A 24,988-nucleotide genomic window follows, 5' to 3' on the forward strand; every position below is an offset into this window, starting at 1 on the left:
AAAATAGCTAGTATGTAATGATTATTTCTTGCTATCAAATGTTTTTGATGACGTACTAACTAATCTATTTATCTCTTTTAATTCTTCTTCGGTAAGATCACGCCATTTTCCGACAGGTATATCTAGTTGAACATTCATAATCCTAATTCGTTTCAATTTCTTTACCCTATAGTCTAAATACTCGCACATTCTACGAATTTGACGGTTAAGACCTTGGGTAAGAATTATTCTGAATTGATATGTGCTTACTTCAAAGACTTCACATTCTCTTGTTACTTGGTCTAGAATAGGAATGCCTCTTCGCATCCGATTTAAAAAATCTATAGTAATAGGTTTGTCTACAGTTACCAAATATTCTTTTTCGTGGTTATTACGGGCACGCAAAATTTTATTTACAATATCACCATCATCGGTTAAGAATATGAGTCCCTCACTAGGTTTATCTAATCTACCAATAGGGAAAATACGTTTTGGGTAATTAATATAATCTATAATGTTATCTTTTTCAACACCGGTATCTGTCGTACAAACAATACCTACAGGTTTGTTGAATGCCAAATAGGTCGATTTTCCTTTTGGTTCTTTTATTAGCTCGCCGTCAACTTTAACAACATCACCAGCTGATATTTTAGTACCCATTTCTGGTACCTCTCCATTTATGGTAACTCTACCCTGATCAATAAGTTTGTCTGCAGCTCTACGCGAGCAATAACCAGCTTCACTTAGGTATTTGTTAATTCTTGTTTTATTAGTGTCGTCTTGCATAGTCAACTTACTGTTCTATTATTGTTTTCTATTTACTTCTTGATTGTAGATCTCTCGTCCTAACTGCGCTAAAAACGGAATTCCGATTTCATCATATTCATAGGCGTCGTCATTAAAGATACCATCTTTGTTGACCAAAATAGTTGCTGTTAAAAGAAAGTCTATATTCTTTTCTGTGTCTTTTATATATGCGCAATCGGTTAGCGTACCGTAAGCAAATCCTACTTTATTATAAATTTCTATATGCTCTGGTATAGTATCTTTAGTATCACCATAAATAAAGAACTTACAGTAGCCATCGTAATAGGTGGTTGCATCGTAACCCAGTTTTTGAGGCACAGTGTGCATCGCTTTTAGAAGATATTCGCGCTGATCATTGCTTATATGAAATCGTTCTGATGCATCGAAATTCTCTGGAAATATCACTCTTTTTAATAGGTTATGCTGAGATGAAATAGGATAATAGTTTTTTAGGCCGAAATCGAACGGGACCTGAATTAGCTCATCATTTTCATAATAACCTTTTCCTTTTTTAATGTTCAGTACCGCTAACTGTTTCGGAGTTTTATCGAGTAAAGACTTGGTGATACCCGTTGTTGAATCGTTTAAGTAAACTATTAATGGTTTGGTTCTTAAGTCATCTGAATTATACCCTAATCGATGACTTATTCTAACTGGTGAAATACCTTTGTCGGTTAAATTCTGATTAATAGCTTCAAAGCCTAAAAATTCGACCAGTCTATTATTTGCTAGATTATCGCTTACCGCAAAAATTTGAGATACATCTTTGGCTACCGTACTTTCAATTGTATCACCTTCTATGTAATATCTGGTGTTTAAGGTTAAGCTATCTATTTGGTTAAGCTTTTCTAAAGCTAATACCGCCACGGGAAACTTTACCGAACTCGCTGGGTAAAAATATATGCTATCATTAACCTGAAAATCGTAGTCGGTAAAAATAACACTGTCATTTCTTCTATCTATCTGTGTGTATCGTATTTGAACTTGATAATTATCTAAGCTATCCATTACCCTTTTAATTCTTGAGTCATTTGAGGATAGTGCGACTTCAAGAAAATTTAAATTCTGCTTTTCTTGGGCGCAAGAGAATAAAAGTACAAGGCATATAAAAAGAAGAAAATGCTTCATAGTCATATTTTAGGGGGTGTAAACTTCACCTCTGTGCGGTTTCAATATATCTCTTACCGTTATCATTTCTTTCTCTTCTACCACCATAAATGCAATGCTATACATATCATTAAGTTCTTTGAAACCCGTAATGTTCAATGCGGTTTTCTCAATAGCTATAAATTCATTAAGGTGCTTAACATGATGTTCTGCAGTTTTTAATGCTGCCGGACCCCGAAAATCCCAAATTAATTTTATTTGTCTGTTCAAAAATAAGTGGTGTTAAATTAAAAATATAAGTATACAAATTTACCTAAAAAATGGCAGTTTATAGTGAGTTCGCGGTCAGATTACAATTTTCTCAATTGCTAATTTTAATTGATTATTAGGTATTTGTTATATCTTGTAATCCCTAAAAACGTGTTAAGTAAATCATGAAGCATTTGCACACGATTTGGTAATTACTATTTTTGCTCGATGTTTTTTAAGAAATCAATGTTTTTACTCCGAAAATTTTATCCTATAATAACCATAGGGTTAATTTCTATCGTCTTTATTTCATGCGACGGTCTTTTTATGAAAGAAGAAGAAAGAAAAGTTATCGCTAGGGTAGGCGAGCGCTTTTTATATCAAGAAGACTTAGAGCCGTTGTTAACAGAAAATATGACAAAAGGGGACAGTGCTTCTTTTGCTACAAATTACATAAATAATTGGGCTTCCAAACAACTATTGCTTTCTAAGGCTAAAATTAATTTATCTGAAGAAAAACTTGCAGAGTATAACGCTTTGGTCGATGATTATAGAACCGATTTATACACACGTGTTTATAAAGAAGCTTTGGTTGCACAGGCTACAGATTCTGTAATTACCGATGAGCAATTGAAGGATTTTTACGAAAAAGGTAAAGAGAATTTTAAGCTTAAAGAGCGCATAGCAAGAATTCGCTTTGTAGCGCTACCTAAAGGTTTTTTAGATCAAGATGAGGTAGGTAAAAGACTAAAGAGATTTAAAAAAGATGATGTTCGATATTTAGATTCCATTGGTGTTCAGTTTAATAAACTGAATTTTAATGATTCTATTTGGGTACGCTACACTAGAATATTTGAAGAAATACCGCCAATAAACGTCGACAACGCCAATAAGTACTTAAAAAATTCACAATTTTTTGAATTGGAGGATTCAATCGGGGTATATTTGGGACAAATAGAGGAAATTAAAGATGTTAATGATATTGCACCTTTGTCCTTTATAAAGCCTACCATAGAACAAGTTTTATTAAGTCGTAGAAAAATGGACTACCTACGCAAATTAGAAACTGAATTATTAGATGAAGCAATCAAGGATAATGAATTTGAACTTTTCGAAAACAAAAAATAGTATTTACATCGGTGCAGTGTTGCTGTTCTCAGGTATTGTAACAGCACAAGATTCTATACCAAATGTTCAAGAAGAACAGATAGAGCCAATGGAAGCTATTGCAGAAGCTACTCCCGTTAAAAGAGACTCGGCAATTAATTTCAAGAGAATTAAATTAGATGGTATCGCTGCAGTTGTTGGCGATTATGTAATCTTAGATTCTGATATTGAGAAAACACTTATAGATCTTAAAAGTCAAGGTGCATCTACAGAAGATATTACGCATTGCGGACTTCTAGGAAAGTTGATGGAAGATCGTTTGTACGCTAATCAAGCAGTTCAAGATAGTATTTTGGTGTCAGATGATGAGGTAAATGCTACTGGTGATCGTCAATTACAATCATTAGTACAGCAGATCGGTTCTATGGACAAGGTGTTGAAGTACTACAAAAAAGAAGATGAATCTAGCTTTAGAGAAGAGCTTTATAAAATAAATAAGTTACGTATGCTGTCTGAGCGTATGCAACAAGATATTATTAAAGAGATTGAAATTACACCTGAAGAGGTTCGTCAGTTCTTTAATAAGATTTCTGAAGATGAGCGCCCGGTATTTGGTGCTGAGTTAGAAATTGCCCAGATTACAAAAGAGCCAGAACCATCTGAAGAAGAAAAGCAAAAGGTTATTGATAAGTTGAACCAAATTAAGGCAGATGTAGAGGATAATGATTCTAGTTTTAGTGTAAAGGCTATTTTGTATTCTCAAGATCCTGGGTCAAATACAAAAGGTGGTTTTTATACGATTACCAAAGAAAGTGGATTTTATAAGAATTTTAAAGATGTCGCCTTTAGTTTAAGAGAAGGTGAAGTTTCTGAACCTTTTAAAACCGATGTTGGTTATCATATAATATACGTTGAAAAAATTAGAGGTCAAGAAAGGGATATACGTCATATTCTAGTTATACCAGAAATTTCACAAAATGTATTGGATGAGTTAAAAGCTGAGTTGGATAGTATTCGTAAGAAAATAATTGATGGAGAATTTACTTTTGCAGAGGCTGCTTTAAATTTCTCTGATGAAAAAGAAACGAAGTTTGATGGCGGATTGTTACGTAATCCTGTAAATTTCGATTCTAAGTTTGAATTGACTAAAATGGATCCGACACTTTATAATCAAGTCCAGAACTTGAAGGATAATGAAATTACATATCCTGTATTAGAAGAAGATCCAAGAGGTGGTGCACCGAAATATAAAATTTTGAAAATTACCAACAGGTACGATGAACATGTTGCCGATTTCTCTAAAGATTATACTAAAATTCAAGAATTAGCACTTACCGAGAAGAAATACAACGCCATTAAAAAATGGATGGACAAATATATTAAGGATACCTATATAAGCGTTAATGAAGACAATCAAAATTGTGATTTCGCTAATAAATGGGTAAAAGAATAAATATATGTCAGACGTTGCAGCAATAGAACGCCTAGTAGTAAAACATGCGGAGCTTAAAAAGGAAATAGCCAAAATCATTGTAGGTCAAGATGAGGTTATTGAGCAGATACTGCTTTCTATTTACACAGGTGGTCACTCATTGTTGATCGGCGTGCCAGGCTTGGCAAAAACTTTAATGGTCAATACCATCGCCCAGGCAATAGGTCTTGATTTTAAAAGAATACAATTTACGCCAGATTTAATGCCAAGTGATATTCTTGGTAGTGAAGTGTTAGACCAGAATAGAAACTTTAAGTTTATAAAAGGTCCAATATTTTCAAATATTATTTTGGCAGATGAGATCAATAGAACTCCCCCAAAAACTCAGGCAGCACTTTTAGAAGCGATGCAAGAAAGGGCGGTAACTATTGCAGGTCATCAACATAAACTAGAATTACCATACTTCGTTTTAGCTACACAAAACCCAATTGAGCAAGAAGGTACTTACCCGTTACCTGAAGCGCAGTTAGACCGTTTTATGTTTGCTATTGAATTAAAATACCCCTCTATAGCAGAAGAAATTCAAGTAGTTAAAAATACGACTGCAGATAGAAAGCAGGTGGTTAACCCGCTATTTAACGCAAAAGATATTATTGATATTCAAGAGTTGGTGCGCAGAATACCTGTTGCCGATAATGTTGTCGAGTATGCAGTTAAATTAGTGAATAGTACAAGACCTAATCTTGACTCGGCTTCAGATTATGTAAAGCAGTATTTAGATTGGGGTGCAGGTCCGAGAGCTTCTCAGAATCTTATTTTGGGAGCAAAGGCAAATGCAGCTATTCATGGTAAATTCTCACCTGATATTGAAGATGTACATGCCGTGGTAAAGGGAATATTACGTCATCGTATCATTAAAAACTACAAAGCTGAGGCAGAAGGTATCAGCGAAGAAGATATTATAAATAAATTGCTTTAATCGAAGTACCATTTTTTAAAGCCTTTCTTATATTTATTAGTATATATCACGAATTTGTTTTAGAACACTTGTCTTTTTACTTCATTTGATAAAAAGCTCCTTATCATACTTATTTAGTTTTAAATGCGTTCTATAATGCGTAATTTTACTGAATTGCGTTAATCTAAAATTATATAACGGATGACTTTTAATATGATTATTGGCGACTATTCTGCTCTTATTCAACATAGTAGTATTCAAAAATCAAGGTTATCATCCAAATTGGACCAATTGTGATAGTACATTTATCTTCAATTCTACTGTTACGATGATGAAAATCGGACCTCAATATTATTCCAAAATTAATATTCAAATTACTTTTTAATGAGCATTTATAAAGATTACCTAAAGGAGATCGAAGATCGTAAAGGTCAGGGTCTTCACCCGAAGCCGATTGATGGAGCTGAATTACTTAGCAAAATTATTGAGCAGATTAAAGATGTAGATAATGAATACAGAGAAGATTCTCTTCAGTTTTTTATCTATAACGTTTTACCTGGTACCACTAGTGCTGCCAGTGTTAAAGCTAAATTTTTAAAAGAAATTATTCTTGGTGAATCGGTTGTAAAAGAAATTACGCCAGCATTTGCTTTTGAACAATTATCTCACATGAAGGGTGGCCCTTCGGTTAAAGTGTTATTAGATGTCGCTTTGGGATCTGATGTTGCATTGGCAAAACAAGCAGCCGATGTTTTAAAAACACAGGTTTTTCTATATGAGGCTGATACTTCTCGTTTAGAGGATGCTTTAAAAAGTGGTAGTTCAATTGCAAAAGATATTATAGAAAGCTACGCTAAGGCAGAGTTTTTTACGAAGCTTCCTGAAATTGAAGAAGAAATAGAAGTAGTAACTTATATTGCTGGTGTCGGTGATATTTCTACAGATTTATTATCGCCAGGTGGCGATGCACACTCAAGATCAGATCGTGAGTTACATGGTCAATGTATGTTTGAGCACAATAAAGACATGCAAAATGAATTATTGGCTTTAAAAGAGCAACATCCTGATAAGCGTGTGATGCTTATTGCCGAGAAAGGTACAATGGGTGTTGGTTCTTCTAGAATGTCTGGCGTGAACAACGTAGCATTATGGACAGGGGTGCCTTTTAGCAAATATGTGCCATTTATCAATTTTGCTCCAGTTATCGCTGGCACGAATGGTATCGCTCCAATTTTCTTGACCACTGTTGGTGTAACCGGTGGTATTGGTTTAGATCTTAAAAACTGGGTAAAGCAAAAAGATGAGGCTGGTAATACTGTTGTTGATGCAGATGGTGAGCCAATTTTAAAGCAAATGTATTCTGTAGCTACAGGTACAGTACTTACCATAAATACTAAAGAGAAAAAACTTTATCACGGTAAAGTAGAATTGAAAGATATTTCTGCAGCATTTACTCCGCAAAAAATGGAGTTTATGAAAGCAGGTGGATCTTACGCTGTTGTGTTCGGTAAAAAACTACAAACTTTTGCATCTAAAGTTTTAGGTATACCTGTAGTGCCTGTATACGCTCCTTCAAAAGAAATTACTATTGAAGGTCAAGGTTTAACAGCGGTAGAAAAAATATTCAATAGAAATGCAGTAGGTACATCGGGTGCAACTTTGCACGCTGGTTCTTATGTACGTGCAGAGGTAAATATTGTAGGATCTCAAGATACCACAGGTTTAATGACTTCTCAAGAATTAGAGATGATGGCCGCAACGGTTATTTCTCCAATTGTTGATGGAGCATATCAATCTGGTTGTCATACGGCATCCGTTTGGGATGATAAATCTAAAGCTAACATTCCAAGATTAATGAGCTTTATGAACGATTTTGGTTTAATTACCGGTCGTGATCCAAAAGGAAAATATTTTCCGATGACAGATGTTATTCATAAAGTATTGAATGATATTACAGTTGGTGATTGGGACATCATTATTGGTGGAGATTCGCATACACGTATGTCTAAAGGTGTTGCTTTCGGTGCAGATTCTGGTACGGTAGCTTTAGCGTTGGCTACAGGTGAGGCTTCAATGCCAATACCTGAGTCGGTTAAAGTAACTTTTAAAGGACAAATGAAATCTTATATGGATTTCCGTGATGTGGTACATGCAACGCAATCTCAAATGTTAAAGCAGTTTGGTGGCGAAAACGTATTTCAAGGTCGTGTAATAGAAGTTCATATAGGTACATTAACCGCCGATGAAGCTTTTACATTTACTGATTGGACCGCGGAAATGAAAGCTAAAGCATCTATTTGTATTTCTGAAGATGATACCTTAATTGAGTCTTTAGAGATAGCAAAAGGTCGTATCCAAATCATGATCGAGAAAGGAATGGACAATGCCAAGGGAGTACTTCAAGGTTTAGTTAATAAGGCAGAAACTAGAATTACAGAACTTAAAACGGGAATCAAACCTTCTTTAAGACCAGATGCAAACGCTAAATATCATGCCGAAGTAATTATTGATTTAGATGAAATATCTGAACCAATGATTGCAGATCCAGATGTAAATAATGATGATGTTTCTAAACGTTATACACATGATAATATTAGACCATTATCTTACTATGGTGGCACTAAGAAAGTAGATTTAGGTTTCGTAGGCTCTTGTATGGTTCATAAAGGCGATATGAAAATATTAGCTCAAATGTTGAAAAATGTAGAGGCTCAATATGGTAAAGTGGAATTTAAAGCACCATTAGTTGTTGCACCACCGACATACAATATTGTTGATGAGTTGAAAGCAGAGGGCGATTGGGATGTTTTAGTAAAATACTCAGGCTTCGAATTCGACGATAACGCACCAAAAGGTTTGGCACGTACCAAGTACGAAAACATGCTATATTTAGAACGACCAGGGTGTAACCTATGTATGGGTAACCAAGAAAAAGCAGAACCAGGTGATACGGTAATGGCAACATCTACCCGTTTATTTCAAGGTAGAGTTGTAAAAGATTCTGGTGAGAAAAAAGGGGAATCGTTGTTATCTTCTACTCCAGTAGTAGTATTATCTACCATTTTAGGTAGAACCCCTACTATGGCAGAATATGAAGCTGCAGTAGACGGTATTGTTTTAACGAAGTTTAAACCTTCTACAAAACAGTTGGTTAGGTAACTAATTTCAAATTATATAGTAGTAAAAGAGCCTGAGTAGTTAACTCAGGCTCTTTTTTTGTTGCATTTTTTTGTAGATATTCTTTATTTCAAATGCGGTTTTAAATTCATTGTACATTTCGTATATTGTACAGGTAAGATAGAATAACAATTTATATAAATAGATTTTATGGCTTTTGACATAGATATGATTAAAAAGGTTTACGCTTCCATGTCGGATCGTGTAGACAAAGCAAGAGAGATTGTGGGTAAGCCACTTACTCTTTCAGAAAAAATTTTATATTCTCACTTGTGGGAAGGCACGCCAACCAAAGCATTCGCGAGAGGAAAAGATTATGTTGATTTTGCTCCTGATCGTATTGCTTGTCAAGATGCAACCGCTCAAATGGCGTTATTGCAATTTATGCAGGCGGGCAAGCCAAAGGTTGCGGTACCGACAACTGTGCACTGTGATCACTTGATCCAGGCTAAAAATGGTGCCACTGCCGATTTAAAATCAGCAAATACTACAAGTGCAGAAGTATTTGATTTCTTAGAATCTGTTTCTAATAAATATGGAATTGGTTTCTGGAAACCAGGTGCAGGTATTATTCACCAAGTAGTTTTAGAAAATTATGCTTTCCCTGGCGGGATGATGATCGGTACCGATTCACATACAGTAAATGCAGGTGGTCTAGGTATGGTCGCTATTGGTGTTGGTGGTGCAGATGCTGTTGATGTAATGGCAGGTATGGCTTGGGAACTTAAATTCCCGAAACTAATAGGTGTAAAGTTAACAGGAACTATTTCTGGATGGACAGCACCTAAAGATGTGATATTAAAAGTTGCCGAAATTCTTACCGTAAAAGGTGGAACAGGGGCAATCGTTGAATATTTTGGTTCTGGTGCTAAGTCTTTATCATGTACTGGTAAGGGTACAATTTGTAACATGGGTGCAGAAATAGGGGCTACAACTTCAACTTTTGGATATGACGAATCTATGGAGCGCTATTTAAGAGCTACCGATAGAGCTGATATCGCCGATGCTGCAAACCAAGTAAAAGAACATTTAACTGCCGATGCAGAAGTGTATACAAATCCTGAGCAATATTTTGATGAGGTTATTGAAATCAATTTATCAGAATTAACACCATTATTGAACGGACCTTTTACTCCAGATTTATCTACTAAAGTAGGTAAAGACATGACAGAAAAAGCGACTTCTCACGAATGGCCTTTAGCTGTAGAATGGGGATTGATTGGTTCTTGTACCAACTCCTCATATGAAGATTTGTCTAGAGCTTCATCTATTGCACAACAAGCTATTGATAAAGGAATAAAAATGAAGGCTGAATTAGGGATCAACCCTGGTTCTGAGCAAGTACGTTATACTGCTGCACGTGATGGTATTCTTGGAATTTTCGAGAAATTAGATGCCAAGATTTTTACCAACGCATGCGGACCATGTATTGGTCAATGGGCACGTTACAGTGATCCTAAAAATGCGCCTAAGAACAGTATCGTTCACTCTTTCAACAGAAACTTTGCAAAACGTGCAGATGGTAACCCAAATACACATGCCTTTGTAGCTTCACCAGAAATTACAGCGGCAATTGCAATTGCCGGTAGATTAGATTTTAACCCGATGACGGATAAATTGATCAACGAAAAAGGCGAAGAAGTAATGTTTGACGAACCAACAGGGTGGGAGTTACCTCCAAAAGGTTTCGAAGTAGAAGATGCAGGTTTTCTTGCCCCAGATGCAGATGGCTCTGGTGTAGTTGTTAAAGTTGCAGCAGATTCTGAACGTTTACAGTTGTTAGAACCTTTTACACCTATAAAAGACGAAAGTTTAATGGGTGCCAAATTATTGATTAAGGCATACGGTAAGTGTACAACAGATCATATTTCTATGGCAGGACCATGGTTGCGTTTCCGTGGGCATTTAGATAATATTTCTAATAACTGCTTAATCGGTGCCGTTAACGCATTTGGTCATAAGACAAATTTGGTTAAAAATCAATTGAATGGTGAATTCGGTGGTGTACCAGATACCGCACGTGCATATAAAGCAGCTGGCGTAAGAAGTATTGTTGTGGGTGATCATAATTACGGTGAAGGTTCTTCTCGTGAGCATGCTGCAATGGAGCCTCGTCACCTTGGTGTTGCCGCAGTAATCGTTAAGTCTTTTGCACGTATACACGAAACAAACCTTAAAAAACAAGGTATGTTGGGGTTAACTTTCGCAAATGAAAGCGATTATGATCTTATAAAAGAAGACGATACTTTTAACTTTATAGATATAGCAGAATTTGCTCCCGATAAACAATTAACCGTAGAAGTTGTTCATGCAGATGGTAGTAAAGATGTAATTAAAGTAAACCATACTTATAATGAAGCTCAAATTGGGTGGTATAGAGAAGGTTCTGCTTTAAATGTGATTAAGAGAGAAAATGCCTCTTAATTCAATACTTTAAAATTTATAAGGAAAACTCCTGATATTGTTCAGGAGTTTTTTAGTTTTGACCCCTATTAAACTTTTATGAAGAGACAAACGTTTTTTACCTTATTGATTATGGCTTTTGTGCTTTCTTTTTTTGTCACTCCTTTAGGTGATTATAGTAAGATAATGCTCAACAGGGTTTTTGCTACTTCACCAACAATTATAAAACTTGATAAAAGAGGTAAGATAGCCAACTACGATTGGAAGTTAAAAGACGAAAATTGGAAATTTATAAATTTCAACGAAGCAAAAGGTAAAGTTGCTTTTGTTACTTTTTGGATTTCTTGGCACATGCCATCACAGGCGCAATTAAAAGACATTCAATATCTTTTTGATACCTATGGTGATAAGGTTAAGTTTTATGTCATTACTAATGAGGAAAGAGCTCCTGTAGAACTTTTTATGAGTGAGCAAGGGTATACTTTTCCGGTAACCTATCAAATTATAGGCGAACCGAGTCCGATTTCATTATTAAAGCCACCAGGATCTTATGTAATCGATAAAACTGGTACTATCGTTATACACCAGAATGCTATTGCAGACTGGAGTAACGAAAAGGTAAATACGCTTTTAAACGAATTGATATCAGAGTGATCAGATGTCTCAAATTACAACAATAACCTTCTTTAGATATACTACTTTTTTCAATAAGGCTTGGGCTTTTGGAATGATGCAATTTGCGCACAGCCCATTAAAAAAAGTTAATGGACTGCAAGAGTATAAACTCATGGGAAGTGGAAAGGATGGTTTTGATCCTTTTGCAGATTGGTCGGTTTATGCATTACTTCAAATATGGGAAAATGAAGAAGCGGCAAATAACTTTTTTTCAACCTCTAATTTAATTGATCGATATCTAGAAAGGACTGAAGAACGGTATACCTTATTTTTAAAAAACACCAAATCTAGGGGGTTTTGGTCTGGTAAAAATCCTTTTATAGAAAGTGATACTATTAGTCAAAATAATCCTTTTATAGCGGTAATTACCAGGGCTACGATAAAAATTGGGTCATTATATAAATTTTGGAAGTATGTTCCAACTTCTCAAAGACCATTAGCAGGTAATAACGGATTAATTTATACAAAAGGAATAGGGGAAGTTCCCTTTTTGCAAATGGCTACATTTAGTATTTGGAAGGATGAAGAATCTTTAAAGCAATTTGCATATAGAAGCAAAGAACATGCAAGGGCAATAGTAAAAACTAAAGAGCTAGATTGGTATAGTGAAGAATTATTTTCGCGCTTTCAACCCTATAAATCTATAGGAAAGTGGAATGGTATTGATGAACTTCCGTTTTAAGCCTAGAAATAAAAATATAAAAAGAATATAAACTGAGCCAAATATAAATTCAGTGATAATGTTCGGTTGCCCTGAATATTTAAAATTTTTACAACAGCCTGAAATATAATCCCCAGTAAAAACCAGGTCCAATAATTTTCAAAAGTTGGCATACCTCCGGTAAACTCCCAAAAGTCAAAAATTGGTGCGCTTTTTTCCATTGAAAAATCTAAAAGCACCATTAAACCTGCAGCTCCAATAATTTTAATTCTATAGGGTAGCTTTGTAAAGTCTAAAATACTTGCGGTAATAAAGGTTAAAAGTGCCCAGTAAGCTCCAATTAGATATGGTACACCATCTAACTTAGGTCCAAAATTACTTCCATATTTATATTCTCCAAATAAAATTTGATAGTTTACCCCAAGCCATTCGGCAAACATACCACCAATAAAAAATAAGAGTAAAGCACCAGTTTTTTTTAGATTGTTAATAGGGTAAATTAACAAAAACAGTAAAAAAGATAGTCCAAGATTTATGGGTGTTTTTTTTATGAACCAGTCTAAATAACCCAATGATATTCCAATAATTGCAGAAATATGAAATAGCCATATTACACCAACACTTAAGCGCACCTTATTTTTAACGAATACTTCAATCATATTATTTAGATTTTGGCACAAGGTCGCTTATAATTTTAGCGGAAAGTAAGCATAAGGGTATACCGCCACCTGGGTGAACAGAACCTCCGCAGAAATATAAATTTTTAATTGTGTTAGAAAAATTTGGGTGTCTTAGAAATGCTGCAAATTTATTATTACTTGCCGCCCCATAAAGCGCTCCACGATATGAACTTGTGTTTTTTTCAATATTAACAGGGTCTAAAATATGTTCGGTAATTATTAATTTATCTAGATCAATATTCAATACTTTATTAATTTTTGAAATAATATTTTGACGTGCTTTTACTTTTAGCATTTCCCAATCTTGGCCATAATTTCCAGGGGCATTTATCATTACAAACCAATTTTCAGTTCCTTTAGGAGCATCTGAAGGATTGTCTTTAGAGGTGATATTGATATAAACAGTTGGGTCGTGGAATAGTGATTTATCATTAAAAATTGCATTAAATTCTTGTTCATAGAATTCACTAAAAAGAATATTATGTAAATCTAATTCTGGAAATTCTTTATTAATACCCCAATAAAATATAAGTGCGGAACTAGATCTTTCTTGGGCCAACGTTTTTTCTGGAGCTTTTTGCTTTCTTAATAAACGCCTATAGGTAGGGTAGATGTCCATATTAGAAACAACGATATCTGACTTATAAGTGTTTTTCGTTGAAATAGCTCCGGTTACCTGATTATCGACTACGGTAATCTCTTGTATCTCTTCATTAAAATTGAATATGATGCCTTCATCTAAGGCTAATTTGTATAAGCTTAAACTAATTTGATGCATACCACCCTTTGGGAAAAAGGTGCCAAAGTCCATCTCTAAGTGGGGTATCATTGACATAATACCGGGAGTTTTATATGGTGATGAGCCATTATATGTGGCAAAACGGTTGAATAACTGTACTAGTTTCGGATTGGTGAAAAATCGCTTATTGGTTTCGTTTAATGTATCGTTAATATCTAAAATACCCATTTGAAAAATGGATTTTAAAGTTTGCACCGATAAGTAAGTATCTAATTTATGTAGCGTTTTTTCAAGAAAAATAGGAGCAGTTAACTCGTACTTCTTTTTGTTTTTATCTATGTATCTTGAAATATTAGAATGCGGTTCGTCAAAAATTATTGCAGCCTGGTCTATAAAATCATTTTTATTGGAAGCCGCCGTAAAACGAAGTCCATCTTCCCAAAAGTAATTACAAATTGTATCCTTTTGTTTGTATTGGAAATGGTTTTCAGAATTTTTACCGAATAATTCAAATAGTTCAGTAACTAAATGTGGCATAGTAAATAAAGATGGACCAAGATCGAAACGAAACCCTTCTTTTTCTATAGCATGTAATTTGCCACCAGGATAATCATTTGCTTCCACTACGGTAACTTCGTACCCTTTTTTTCGTAAACGTAATGCACTGGCAATGCCGCCTATGCCAGCACCTACGACCAGAGCTTTTGGCATTTTTATTTTTTAAAATATTTGAAAGGAACAAACAACATTCCAAAACATTCGCCATCACCTTTGCCTAAATGCTTATGATGCATTTTATGAGCTCTTCTAACACCTTTGCTATACCAGTTATTGGCATTTCTAAATAATTTAAAACGTTGGTGAATAAATATGTCGTGTACTAAAAAATAGGCTATCCCGTAAGCTAGAATTCCTAAGCCTAATGGGTACCCATACCAAAATCCATTGGCGCCTGTATAAAATAGAGACATACTAACAATTGCATAAAAGATAAAGAAGGCATCGTTTTTTTCGAACCACGAATCGTGGTCTTTTTTATGGTGATCTTTATGAAGACTCCAAAGAAAACCATGCATTACATACTTGTGCGTAAACCACGCCATGAATTCCATAAACAAGAATGTTCCTAGAAAAATCAGAATTCCAATAACTATATTCATTATACCAAGTTCATTTTAAATTTAACATAAGAACGCGCTAGCAATCCGAATTTCTGATAATTCGGGACTCTAATTCGCGCATTTTTAATTTCTAACGACGGTGTACATTGTAATTTATATAATAACTTATAATAGTATTTATAAGCTGTGTAAACTCCGAATTTTGCTTCGGTGGGTAATCCTACAATTCCTTCATACCCTTTTTTAAAGTCTGCCTTTATTTCATCGACAATTCGTTTTTTAGACGCTTCGTCTAATTCTTTCAAATTGGTATTGGGAAAATATGATCTGTTTAATTCTTCAAAATCTGCTTTTACATCTCTCAAGAAATTCACTTTTTGAAAAGCTGATCCAAGAGCCATAGCCGATTCTTTTAATTTGTTGTATTCTTCTACATCACCCTTTACAAAAACCTGAAGGCACATTAAGCCAACAACATCAGCAGAGCCATATATGTATTCTTTATACTCGGCATCGGTGCGGTATATGTTCTTTACCAGATCCATTCGCATACTTTTCATAAACGAGTCTACCAAATGCTTAGGTATATTAAAGGCATGGTAGGTGTGTTGAAAAGAGTTCAAAATAGGGTTAAGACTTATTTTATCTCGTAACGAAGCTTCAAGTTCCTCTTCAAATTTATTAAAGAGAATTTCTTTATCATAGTCATGAAAGGTATCTACGATTTCATCGGCAAAGCGAACAAAACCATATATATTATAAATATGACCACGTATAGATGAGTGTAGCATATTGGTGGCTAATGCAAAAGAAGTACTGTATCGTTTGGTAACAATCTTACTGCATTGGTATGAAACTTGGTCAAAAGTATCTTTCATAAATTAACTAATTATCCTTTATAATTAATTCTGACACTAACTTACCGGAGATCAATGCGGGTGGTACACCGGGACCAGGAACAGTCAGTTGTCCTGTAAAATATAAATCAACTACTTTTTTACTTCTTAAATTAGGTCTTAAAAATGCAGTCTGTGTTAAGGTATTTGCCATACCATATGCATTGCCCTTGTACGAATTGTATCTCTCTACAAAATCATTGACACAGAATGTTTCCTTGAATATAAAATTATTTCTAATGTTTTGTCCTGTTCTTTTCTCAAAACGATCCATTATTATGTCAAAATATTGACTTCTTAATGCTTCGGTATCTTCTAGAGCGGTGGCAATAGGTACTAGAAAAAATCCGGTTTCACAACCATCTGGTGCCATGCTCGCATCTGTTATAGACGGAAAATTAGCGTAGAACAATGGGTTCGTTGGCCACTTAGGGGTATCGTAAATTTCTTTTGCATGTAGCTCAAAATCGGTATCAAAAAATAGATTGTGATGCTCAACATTATTCAATTTAGTATCAAACCCAATATAAAATAATAGTGACGATGGCGCAAAAACCTTTTTATCCCAATAGCTTTTAGAATACTGTTGGTGTTTTTCGTCTAATAAGCTTTCTGAATGCTGATAATCGGCTCCACTTAAAACAACATCTGCTATAATCGTTTTACCATTGCAGATTACTCCCGTTGCTTTACCATTGGTAACTTCAATTTTTTCTATCGCTGAGTTCGTATGTACTTTTACACCAAGCTCTTTTGCAAGACTCGCCATCGCTTTTATTACTTCATACATGCCACCTTTTGGGTGCCAAGTACCTAAGCCAAAATCTGCAAAGTTCATAAAATTATAGAAAGAAGGTGTGTTGCTTGGTTTAGCACCTAGAAACAGTACCGGAAACTCTAAGGTAGATACCAATTTCGGATTTTTAAAAGACTTTCGCACTTGCGAGCTAATCGTCTTAAAAAATTGGTCAACTTTTAAAATAGTTTCTTTTGTTACCAATTCTAAAGGCGAAAGACCTGGTCTTAATACTACTTTGTTGATAGCAATATCATAATTTTCTTGTGCTTTGTCGATAAACTTTTTTAAAGCTTTTGAGCTACCTGGTTCTATTCTTTCGAACTCAAGGCAAATTTTATCCATGCTATCACCTATAGTAATAATATCATCACTAAAGAAAATTTTATATGCAGGACTAAGTTTGTCTAACTGATAATAATCTGATGTCTGTTTATTAAAATCTGCAAAAAACTTGTCAAAGATATCTGGCATCCAATACCAACTTGGTCCCATATCGAAGGTAAAGCCGTCTTTTATGAATTGAGAAGCTCTACCGCCAACCGTATCATTTTTCTCATAAATAGACACATCCCAACCGGCTTTTGCCAAGTAACATGCCGCTGATAATGATGAAAAACCAGAACCAATTACAATGCAACTTTTATTCATTTCTATCAAATTGATTATAAATTATTTACCAAATTATCTATAGAAGTGAATGTTCTACAAAATTTAGGTTTAGTAGCCGCTTCTATAAAATTCGTTTGTCTTCCTAAAATCCAGAAATTTGGGTTATTATATTCTGAAACTAGCTTAGCGAAATCTTCTAAGTACTTGTCAATTTTGTCTTTTTCAGGAAATACTGTAAAATAAGACACGAAATAGATGTCATCGAAATACTTCAATACATCCTCTAGATTTTCCATTGGTATGGTAGGTCCTAAATAAATACACTTATAACCTTTTAAAATAATTTCGTAATTTAAATACAATAATCCTATATCGTGTATTTCATTTTCAGGTAAAAAAGCAACAAACACTTTGTCTTTTCTGGTAGGCTCTAAATGTTGAAGCTTTTCGATATTAAGAAGAATCTTCTGTTTGATCAAACTGGTCATGAAATGTTCGTGCGCCGGACTAATAGTGTCTGTTTGCCATAAAAGACCTAGTTCGTTCAAAAGAGGAATAAAAGTATCTTTAAATATTTCTCGGAATGAGTTTTCACTCAACAACGCATTGTACGTATTAAAAAACATTGTTTGATCAAAATTCATCATTGCCAACTTAAATGCATTGATTGCTTGGCTCTTATGACTGTGTTTTGCTACTATTTCGCGTACTACGTAAGGTATATCTTTATCAGATATCTTAGCAATTTTCGATATTTTGTGTCCGGTATTATACAACAATGTAACATTAAGTAACTTCTGTAGGCTCGAAAGACTATAGGTTCTAATGTTTGTGTCGGTACGTTCAGGAGATAAAAGATTGTATCTTTTTTCCCAAATTCTGATAGTATGTGCTTTTATGCCAGAGAGGTTTTCAAGGTCTCTAATACTAAATTGCTTTTTTACATTGTTCATGTTTTCTGAAAAAGGATTAAACAAATCTACAATTTATTAAAATGTATTAGGGTACTTGATAGTTAAAATTATCAAAATAAAAAAAGGTTAGACTTGAATCTAACCTTTTTGTGCCCACGACTGGATTCGAACCAGCACGTCCTTACGAACACTACCCCCTCAAGGTAGCATGTCTACCAATTTCACCACGTGGGCATACTTGTAGTATATTGGAGCGCAAATATAGAAACCTCTCATTCAATTCTAGATATATTGATAAAAATTAATAAGAGAATTTTCTATAAGACTAACGATTTTTGATACTGGGTTGGCGTTAAGCCTTTTATCTTTTTAAATTTCTTATTAAAATTAGAAATGGAGTTGAAGCCAGATAGGTCAGAGATCATATTAATATTCAGTTCTTTTTTAGAATTTAATAATTGGCACGCATGTTCTACACGAAGCTCTATTAAAAATTGAAAGAATGTTTTATTCGTGCGTTGTTTAAAAAAACGACAAAAGGCATTTGGGGTCATATAGGCCATTTTAGAAATGTCATCTAATACTATAGGATATTGAAAATTCTTGAAAACAAAATCAAATATTTCCTGCAAGCGTTCCCCTTCATTAGAACTTAAAGTTTTAGCATATATAAATCTGCTTAAAGGCTCTGTAGCTGCCTTGCTCAATTGTTCTAATAGCTCTAAAAATGATGTAAAGCGTTTTAGTTTATGTTGAGATTGTAGCGCTAGAAGTTGATGAGTTAGCTGATTTTTGTTCGACTTAACTTTAAAACCAGAAGCGGCATTTATAAAGAAATTTTGTAAATCTTTAAAATAAGGTAGGTTGAAGAAGTCTTCGCCAAAGGTACTGTCTGTAAAGAAAACTGTAAGCATATGGGCATCTTCATCACCTGCTATACTTTTAAAAACATGGGGTAGATTACTGCCGATTACATAAATATCGCCGGCTGAAAATTGCTGTACACTATCACCGACCAACAATTTACCGTTACCATTTATAATATAACTTATTTGAATTTCTTCATGTTGATGTAAACGATTATAAAATATTGGTTCTTTATCGATTTGAACTATTAAATGCTCATCTATTGGTTTTGGTATTTTAAACGGGAAGACCTTCATAATGCATCTAATTTAGCATAATATATTGTAATAGTATGATTAAGATGGTAAAATAGTACCATGTGTGGATAATATGAAAACAATTGAATTCTATAACTACCCGTAGATTTGAATATCATCAAAAACAATATATAATGAGTATTTCATGGACAGGCGTTATGCCAGCAGTAACAACAAAATTTACCGATAAAGATGAACTTGATTTAGATATGTTCTCGGTCAATATCAAAGCTCAATTAGATGCTGGGGTAAGCGGAATTATACTTGGCGGAACTTTAGGGGAGGCAAGTACGCTAACCTATGACGAGAAAAAGGTTCTGATGAAAGAAACCGTAAAGTTGGTAAAAGGTCAGGTGCCGGTCATTATTAATATTGCCGAACAAACAACAAAGGGTGCTATTCATGCTGCCGAAGTTGCCGAAGAATGTGGTGCAACAGGCTTAATGATGCTACCACCAATGCGCTATAAAGCGAATGACCATGAAACGGTAACCTATTTTAAAGAAACGGCAAATAGTAGCGATTTGCCTATCATGATTTATAATAACCCGGTCGATTACGGTATTTTGGTTACTCTAGATATGTTCGAAGAGCTTATGGTTTGCGATAATATTCAGGCGGTAAAAGAATCGACCAGAGATATTTCTAATATTACCCGTATTAAAACAAGATTTGGAGATCGATTGAATGTGTTGACCGGAGTTGATACTTTAGGTTTAGAAAGCACATTAATGGGTGCCGATGGTTGGGTCGCTGGTTTGGTTTGCGCTTTTCCTGCAGAAACCTGTGCTGTTTTTGAGTTGGCAAGAGCTGGTAGAATTAAAGAAGCATTAGAAATTTACAGATGGTTCTTACCATTATTAGAATTAGATATAAGTCCGCAATTGGTACAAAATATTAAAATGGCAGAAGTTGCTACAGGTATAGGCACCGAGAACGTTCGTGCACCAAGGTTACCGTTAATCGGTGCTGAGCGCGAGAGAGTAGCAGCGGTTATAAAACAAGGTATGGCAACCAGACCAACATTGCCAAATTATAAAGATATTAACTAATTGAAGCATTGTTTTATGTCTCAATAATGTTATTGGGCATATTTAGAAATGTAAAGAAAGAATCGAAATTTGTTTCGGCTTCTTTCTTTACTTTTGAGTAACATCAGAAAAATAAAAAATGATAAGCGGTACAAATGCAATAGGAAGCAAATCTTCTAAGCAAGGAACTAATACTTTTAAGACCTTTAATCCAAAAGAAAATAAAGAAACAGAATGGACTTTTTATGAAGCATCTTCTTCTGAAATTGATGAGGCGGTAGCCTTGGCCACTGATGCTTTTAAAGTTTATAAAGATTTTTCAGGTGCTAAAAAAGCGGAGTTTCTAGAAGCTATCGCTGAGGAAATTGAAGATCTTGGCGATGAACTTATTGAAACCTATTGTAAAGAATCGGGTTTACCAGATGGTAGAGCAAGAGGTGAACGTGGTCGTACTATGGGGCAATTACGTGCTTTTGCTAATTTATTGAAAGAGGGTTCTTGGGTAGAAGCGGTAATTGAAAAAGCCCAGCCGAATCGAGAACCAATGCCTAAGTCAGATATTCGTAAAATGTTATTTCCGTTAGGTCCGGTAGTGGTATTTGGTGCTAGTAATTTTCCGTTGGCATTTTCTACTGCAGGTGGTGATACTGCTAGTGCACTGGCAGCGGGTTGCCCAGTAATCGTTAAAAGTCACCCTATGCATGCAGCTACAGGTGAACTAGTTTCATCGGCAATTATAAAAGCAGCAGAAAAAACAGGAATGCCAAATGGGGTATTTTCAAACTTAAATAGTAGCGGTATAGAAGTAGGTCAGCAGTTGGTAAAACATCCAAAAGTAAAAGCTGTTGGGTTTACAGGTAGTATAAATGGCGGTACGGCACTTTATAAATTAGCGAACGAAAGAGATGAGCCGATACCTGTATTTGCAGAAATGGGGAGCATCAACCCTGTAGTATTACTTCCATCTGCACTAGAGAATGATGGTGATGCATGGGCTACTAAATATGCTTCTTCAATAACCATGGGTGCAGGGCAATTTTGTACCAATCCGGGGTTAGTATTAGGGCTGAAGGGAACAAATTTAGATAGTTTCATCAACACCTTATCCGAAGAAATTCTAAAATTAGAGCCAACATGTATGCTGCATCCGAATATATATGCAAAATACAACGAAGGCAAAAAAGAGCTATCTGCCCAAAAAGGAATTACCGTAACAGCAGATTATAAAAAAGCTACAAATCCGAATACAGCACAACCTTCTATTTTAAAAGTTAGCGGTGCCGATTTTTTAGCAAATACAAATTTGCATAAAGAGGTTTTTGGTCCTTTCTCAGTTGTGGTAGAATGTGAAAATCCTGACGAAATGGAAAACATTTTAAATCATTTAGAAGGTCAGTTGACAGGTACTGTTTTAGGTTCTGAAGAAGATTTGGCTGCACATGCGGGTATCATAGATGCTTTGCAAAGTAGAGTAGGTAGAATTTTGTTCAATGGTGTGCCAACGGGTGTAGAAGTGAATTCTTCTATGGTTCATGGTGGTCCATTCCCTGCTTCTACAGATGCGCGTTTTACATCTGTTGGTACATCGGCAATAAAGAGATGGGTGCGCCCGGTTTCTTTTCAAGACTGGCCAAATAGATTATTACCATTGGCATTGCAAAATGAGAATCCGCTTAAAATTACACGTCATGTTGAAGGCGTCTATACTAAAAATTAGAATTATGAAAAGGTTGGACTGTAGATTAAAATATGTTTTGGCGTTTATTTCGTTAGTATGCGTTTTAGTCTACGGTCAAGCCCAAAGTTCTTCAGAAGCATTAACCTTACTAATTAAAGAAGTTGAAGATTATAGTGCATATGACAGCGCTGACTTTCCGTTGGGTGTGTACCAAGAATCGCTGGAGCGCAAGAATGCCGAGTTTGCAGAAAAACAACTTGGGTCTCTAAAAAAGTTGAGTGAAACCGATCTTTCAGAAACTGAACTTATATCTAAAGAGCTGTTGCGATTTCAGCTTCAGAATAGTATAGATGAGTTTACTTATAAAATGTATCTAAATCCTATTCAGGCAGATCAAGGCTTTCATTTAAATCTAAACTATCGTATTAAACCAATTCTTACTTATCAAGGAGCAAAAGATTATTTGAATATGCTTAGCGCCATACCACAATATGTCGATGAGCATTTGGTTTTGTTAAAAGAAGGTCTAAAACAAGGGCTATCTCAGCCTAAAATAATTTTTAACGGTTATGAATCTACTTATGATACGCATATTGTAAGCGATTATAGCCAAAGCAGTTTTTATTCCCCGATTACTGATTTACCTGCAGCAATGAACCAAAAGCAGCAAGATTCTGTAACCAATGCGGCTCAGGTTCTTATTATAGAAAAAGTGGTGCCTGCTTTTAAAAAGATCAAAACTTTTTTTGAAACCGATTATATACCCAATACCAGAACAACTACTGGGGTTTCAGAAACACCAAATGGCATTGCATTTTATCAGAATAGAATTAATTATTATACCACGACTACTGAATATACAGCAAATGATATTCATGCTATCGGTTTATCTGAAGTGGCACGAATCAAGGCTGAGATGGAGGCGATAATTAAGCAGGTCAATTTTGAAGGCAGTTTTTCTGATTTTCTAAATTTTCTACGGGCAGATGCACAATTTTATGCATCGACTGGAGATGAACTACTAATGCATGCACGAGATATTGCCAAACGGATTGATGCAGAATTACCTAAGTATTTTAAAACATTACCACGTAGACCATACGGGGTAAAAAAAGTACCAGATGCCATTGCACCAAAGTACACTGCTGGTCGTTATTCACCACCATCTTCAGAAGATCAGCCAGGTTTTTATTTGGTAAACACCTATAAATTAGAGAGTAGAACTTTGTATACTTTACCCTCGTTAACTGCCCATGAAGCTGTACCTGGTCATCATTTACAGGGTAGTTTAAATAAAGAATTTGGCGATAGTATTCCCAAATTTCGAAGAAATATGTATTTATCTGCGTATGGTGAAGGCTGGGCTTTGTACACCGAGTTTTTAGGTAACGAGCTTGGTATCTACACCACACCTTATGAAGAGTTCGGTAAATTGACTTACGAAATGTGGCGTGCTTGTAGATTGGTAGTTGATACCGGTATTCATGTAAAAGGGTGGAGCAGGAGCGAGGTTGTAGATTTTATGTTGAATAATACAGCCTTGTCTGAACATGAGATAAATACAGAAACCGATCGTTACATAGCATGGCCTGGTCAGGCACTTTCATATAAGATGGGAGAATTAAAAATACGAGAGCTTCGAAAAAAAGCAGAAAAGGAATTGGGTAGTAAATTTAATATTCGTGATTTTCATGAAGTTATTCTGGAGCAAGGTACAGTTACCTTACCTATTTTAGAACGTAGGGTCAACGCATATATCAACAAAACTAAATAAAGCATTATGTCTAGTAGCACTTTTGTTTGTATCGATGCGCATACTTGTGGTAATCCTGTTCGGGTTATAAAAAATGGTGGTCCTGATTTGGTCGGAGCGACCATGAGCGACAAACGCCAGCATTTTTTAAAGGAATATGACTGGATCCGTAAAGGACTCATGTTCGAACCCCGTGGTCATGATATGATGAGCGGTAGCATTTTTTATGCACCCAGCGACCCCAATAATGATTTCGGAATATTGTTTATTGAAACTAGCGGATGCTTACCCATGTGTGGTCATGGTACCATTGGTGCTATTACCATTGGTATTGAAGAAGGATTGATTATACCTAAAACACCCGGGAAAGTTCGAATGGAAACTCCCGCTGGCTTAGTACATATATCGTATCAACAAACGAATAGCAAAGTAGACTGGGTAAAATTGACCAATGTAAAGTCGTATTTGGCTGCGACAGATTTAACTATAGAATCATCTTATTTAGGTGAGGTTGTTTTTGATGTATCCTACGGAGGAAATTTTTATGCTATTGTGGATGCACAAAAGAATTTTAGCGGCATTCAAGATTACTCCGCAAGTCAATTAATTCAATTCAGTCAAGAACTACGAGAGAAAATCAATCTGAAATATCCCGATTTATTTATCCATCCAGAAGATTCAACTATTAGAAATGTGAGTCATATGTTATGGACAGGCAATACTATTTCTGATTCTGCCACCGCAAGAAATGCCGTGTTTTATGGCGATAAGGCTATTGACCGTTCGCCGTGCGGTACAGGTACTTCTGCACGAATGGCGCAATGGCATGCAAAAGGCAAATTACGTGTAGGTGAAGATTTTATTCACGAGAGCTATATAGGATCTCAATTCATAGGTCGTGTTGAAGAAGAGACTACCTTGTTTGATACACCAGCGATAATACCGAGTATTACCGGTTGGGCAAAAATATATGGTCAAAACACCATTACTATAGACGACGATGATCCGTATGCTTATGGATTTCAAGTAATTTAATTTCTAGTACTAAAA

At 35.2% G+C, this 24,988-nt stretch carries 21 protein-coding genes and 1 tRNA gene; 11 read left to right on the forward strand and 11 right to left on the reverse strand.

Features of this window, described 5'->3' with window-relative positions; all coding sequences use genetic code 11:
- Positions 1-21 precede the first annotated feature (21 nt).
- The 3 genes from rluF to ACPF9A_RS16185 are packed head-to-tail and all read right to left on the reverse strand — an operon-like array spanning position 22 to position 2,163.
- The gene (gene rluF / locus ACPF9A_RS16175) at positions 22-765 is read right to left on the reverse strand and encodes a 23S rRNA pseudouridine(2604) synthase RluF (protein WP_423998501.1); all 744 of its coding nucleotides are present in this window, start codon (positions 763-765) and stop codon (positions 22-24) included.
- 18 nt (positions 766-783) lie between these two features.
- A complete protein-coding gene (locus ACPF9A_RS16180) occupies positions 784-1,914 on the reverse strand; it encodes a serine hydrolase (RefSeq protein ID WP_423998502.1) in 1,131 nt (376 codons plus the stop codon).
- Between the two features lie 9 nt (positions 1,915-1,923).
- The gene (locus ACPF9A_RS16185) at positions 1,924-2,163 is read right to left on the reverse strand and encodes a hypothetical protein (protein ID WP_423998503.1); all 240 of its coding nucleotides are present in this window, start codon (positions 2,161-2,163) and stop codon (positions 1,924-1,926) included.
- Positions 2,164-2,469: 306 nt separating this feature from the next.
- Between ACPF9A_RS16185 and ACPF9A_RS16190 the strand changes: the two genes are divergently transcribed.
- The 7 genes from ACPF9A_RS16190 to ACPF9A_RS16220 all read left to right on the forward strand — a co-directional run bounded on the left by ACPF9A_RS16190 (position 2,470) and on the right by ACPF9A_RS16220 (position 12,576).
- Positions 2,470-3,270 carry a peptidyl-prolyl cis-trans isomerase gene (locus ACPF9A_RS16190; protein ID WP_423998504.1) on the forward strand — a complete coding sequence of 267 codons (801 nt, stop codon included), beginning with the start codon at positions 2,470-2,472 and terminating at the stop codon, positions 3,268-3,270.
- On the forward strand, positions 3,239-4,702 hold the full coding sequence (locus tag ACPF9A_RS16195; RefSeq protein WP_423998505.1) for a peptidylprolyl isomerase: 1,464 nt from the start codon (positions 3,239-3,241) through the stop codon (positions 4,700-4,702). The genes ACPF9A_RS16190 and ACPF9A_RS16195 overlap by 32 nt, the downstream gene beginning before the upstream one ends.
- Before the next feature lie 4 nt (positions 4,703-4,706).
- Positions 4,707-5,660 carry an AAA family ATPase gene (locus ACPF9A_RS16200; RefSeq protein ID WP_423998506.1) on the forward strand — a complete coding sequence of 318 codons (954 nt, stop codon included), beginning with the start codon at positions 4,707-4,709 and terminating at the stop codon, positions 5,658-5,660.
- Between the two features lie 363 nt (positions 5,661-6,023).
- Entirely contained in the window at positions 6,024-8,798 is a 2,775-nt protein-coding gene (locus ACPF9A_RS16205) for a bifunctional aconitate hydratase 2/2-methylisocitrate dehydratase (RefSeq protein ID WP_423998507.1), read from the forward strand.
- A gap of 168 nt (positions 8,799-8,966) precedes the next feature.
- On the forward strand, positions 8,967-11,240 hold the full coding sequence (locus ACPF9A_RS16210) for an aconitate hydratase (RefSeq protein WP_423998508.1): 2,274 nt from the start codon (positions 8,967-8,969) through the stop codon (positions 11,238-11,240).
- Positions 11,241-11,318: 78 nt separating this feature from the next.
- Complete coding sequence (locus ACPF9A_RS16215; protein ID WP_423998509.1) at positions 11,319-11,873, forward strand: TlpA family protein disulfide reductase; 555 nt, start codon at positions 11,319-11,321, stop codon at positions 11,871-11,873.
- 4 nt (positions 11,874-11,877) lie between these two features.
- Positions 11,878-12,576, forward strand: a complete 699-nt coding sequence (locus ACPF9A_RS16220) for a DUF3291 domain-containing protein (protein ID WP_423998510.1) — start codon at positions 11,878-11,880, stop codon at positions 12,574-12,576.
- 2 nt (positions 12,577-12,578) lie between these two features.
- Here the strand turns inward: ACPF9A_RS16220 and ACPF9A_RS16225 are convergent, their stop codons facing one another.
- The 8 genes from ACPF9A_RS16225 to ACPF9A_RS16260 all read right to left on the reverse strand — a co-directional run bounded on the left by ACPF9A_RS16225 (position 12,579) and on the right by ACPF9A_RS16260 (position 19,476).
- Entirely contained in the window at positions 12,579-13,214 is a 636-nt protein-coding gene (locus ACPF9A_RS16225; protein ID WP_423998511.1) for a carotenoid biosynthesis protein, read from the reverse strand.
- 1 nt (position 13,215) lies between these two features.
- Complete coding sequence (gene crtD, locus ACPF9A_RS16230) at positions 13,216-14,685, reverse strand: 1-hydroxycarotenoid 3,4-desaturase CrtD (RefSeq protein ID WP_423998512.1); 1,470 nt, start codon at positions 14,683-14,685, stop codon at positions 13,216-13,218.
- Positions 14,686-14,687: 2 nt separating this feature from the next.
- Positions 14,688-15,134, reverse strand: a complete 447-nt coding sequence (locus ACPF9A_RS16235) for a beta-carotene hydroxylase (RefSeq protein ID WP_423998513.1) — start codon at positions 15,132-15,134, stop codon at positions 14,688-14,690.
- On the reverse strand, positions 15,134-15,973 hold the full coding sequence (locus ACPF9A_RS16240; protein WP_423998514.1) for a phytoene/squalene synthase family protein: 840 nt from the start codon (positions 15,971-15,973) through the stop codon (positions 15,134-15,136). The genes ACPF9A_RS16235 and ACPF9A_RS16240 overlap by 1 nt, the downstream gene beginning before the upstream one ends.
- 7 nt (positions 15,974-15,980) lie before the next feature.
- Positions 15,981-17,438 (reverse strand): phytoene desaturase family protein, encoded by a 1,458-nt coding sequence (locus tag ACPF9A_RS16245; protein WP_423998515.1) that lies wholly within the window; start codon positions 17,436-17,438, stop codon positions 15,981-15,983.
- Positions 17,439-17,452: 14 nt separating this feature from the next.
- The gene (locus ACPF9A_RS16250) at positions 17,453-18,352 is read right to left on the reverse strand and encodes a MerR family transcriptional regulator (protein WP_423998516.1); all 900 of its coding nucleotides are present in this window, start codon (positions 18,350-18,352) and stop codon (positions 17,453-17,455) included.
- Positions 18,353-18,463: 111 nt separating this feature from the next.
- Positions 18,464-18,547, reverse strand: a tRNA-Leu gene (locus tag ACPF9A_RS16255).
- An 83-nt stretch (positions 18,548-18,630) separates the two neighbouring features.
- Entirely contained in the window at positions 18,631-19,476 is an 846-nt protein-coding gene (locus tag ACPF9A_RS16260; RefSeq protein WP_423998517.1) for an AraC family transcriptional regulator, read from the reverse strand.
- A gap of 134 nt (positions 19,477-19,610) precedes the next feature.
- Here ACPF9A_RS16260 and ACPF9A_RS16265 point away from each other — a divergent pair, with 134 nt between their 5' ends.
- From ACPF9A_RS16265 to ACPF9A_RS16280, 4 genes are all read left to right on the forward strand, one after another.
- Positions 19,611-20,528 carry a dihydrodipicolinate synthase family protein gene (locus ACPF9A_RS16265; protein ID WP_423998518.1) on the forward strand — a complete coding sequence of 306 codons (918 nt, stop codon included), beginning with the start codon at positions 19,611-19,613 and terminating at the stop codon, positions 20,526-20,528.
- Positions 20,529-20,646: 118 nt separating this feature from the next.
- Positions 20,647-22,224, forward strand: coding sequence for an aldehyde dehydrogenase (NADP(+)) (locus tag ACPF9A_RS16270; RefSeq protein ID WP_423998519.1), 1,578 nt, complete (start codon positions 20,647-20,649; stop codon positions 22,222-22,224).
- A gap of 4 nt (positions 22,225-22,228) precedes the next feature.
- On the forward strand, positions 22,229-23,959 hold the full coding sequence (locus tag ACPF9A_RS16275) for a DUF885 domain-containing protein (RefSeq protein ID WP_423998520.1): 1,731 nt from the start codon (positions 22,229-22,231) through the stop codon (positions 23,957-23,959).
- 6 nt (positions 23,960-23,965) lie between these two features.
- On the forward strand, positions 23,966-24,973 hold the full coding sequence (locus ACPF9A_RS16280) for a 4-hydroxyproline epimerase (RefSeq protein ID WP_423998521.1): 1,008 nt from the start codon (positions 23,966-23,968) through the stop codon (positions 24,971-24,973).
- Positions 24,974-24,988 lie beyond the last annotated feature (15 nt).

This window comes from Maribacter sp. IgM3_T14_3 (genome assembly GCF_049603095.1).
Classification (GTDB): domain Bacteria; phylum Bacteroidota; class Bacteroidia; order Flavobacteriales; family Flavobacteriaceae; genus Maribacter.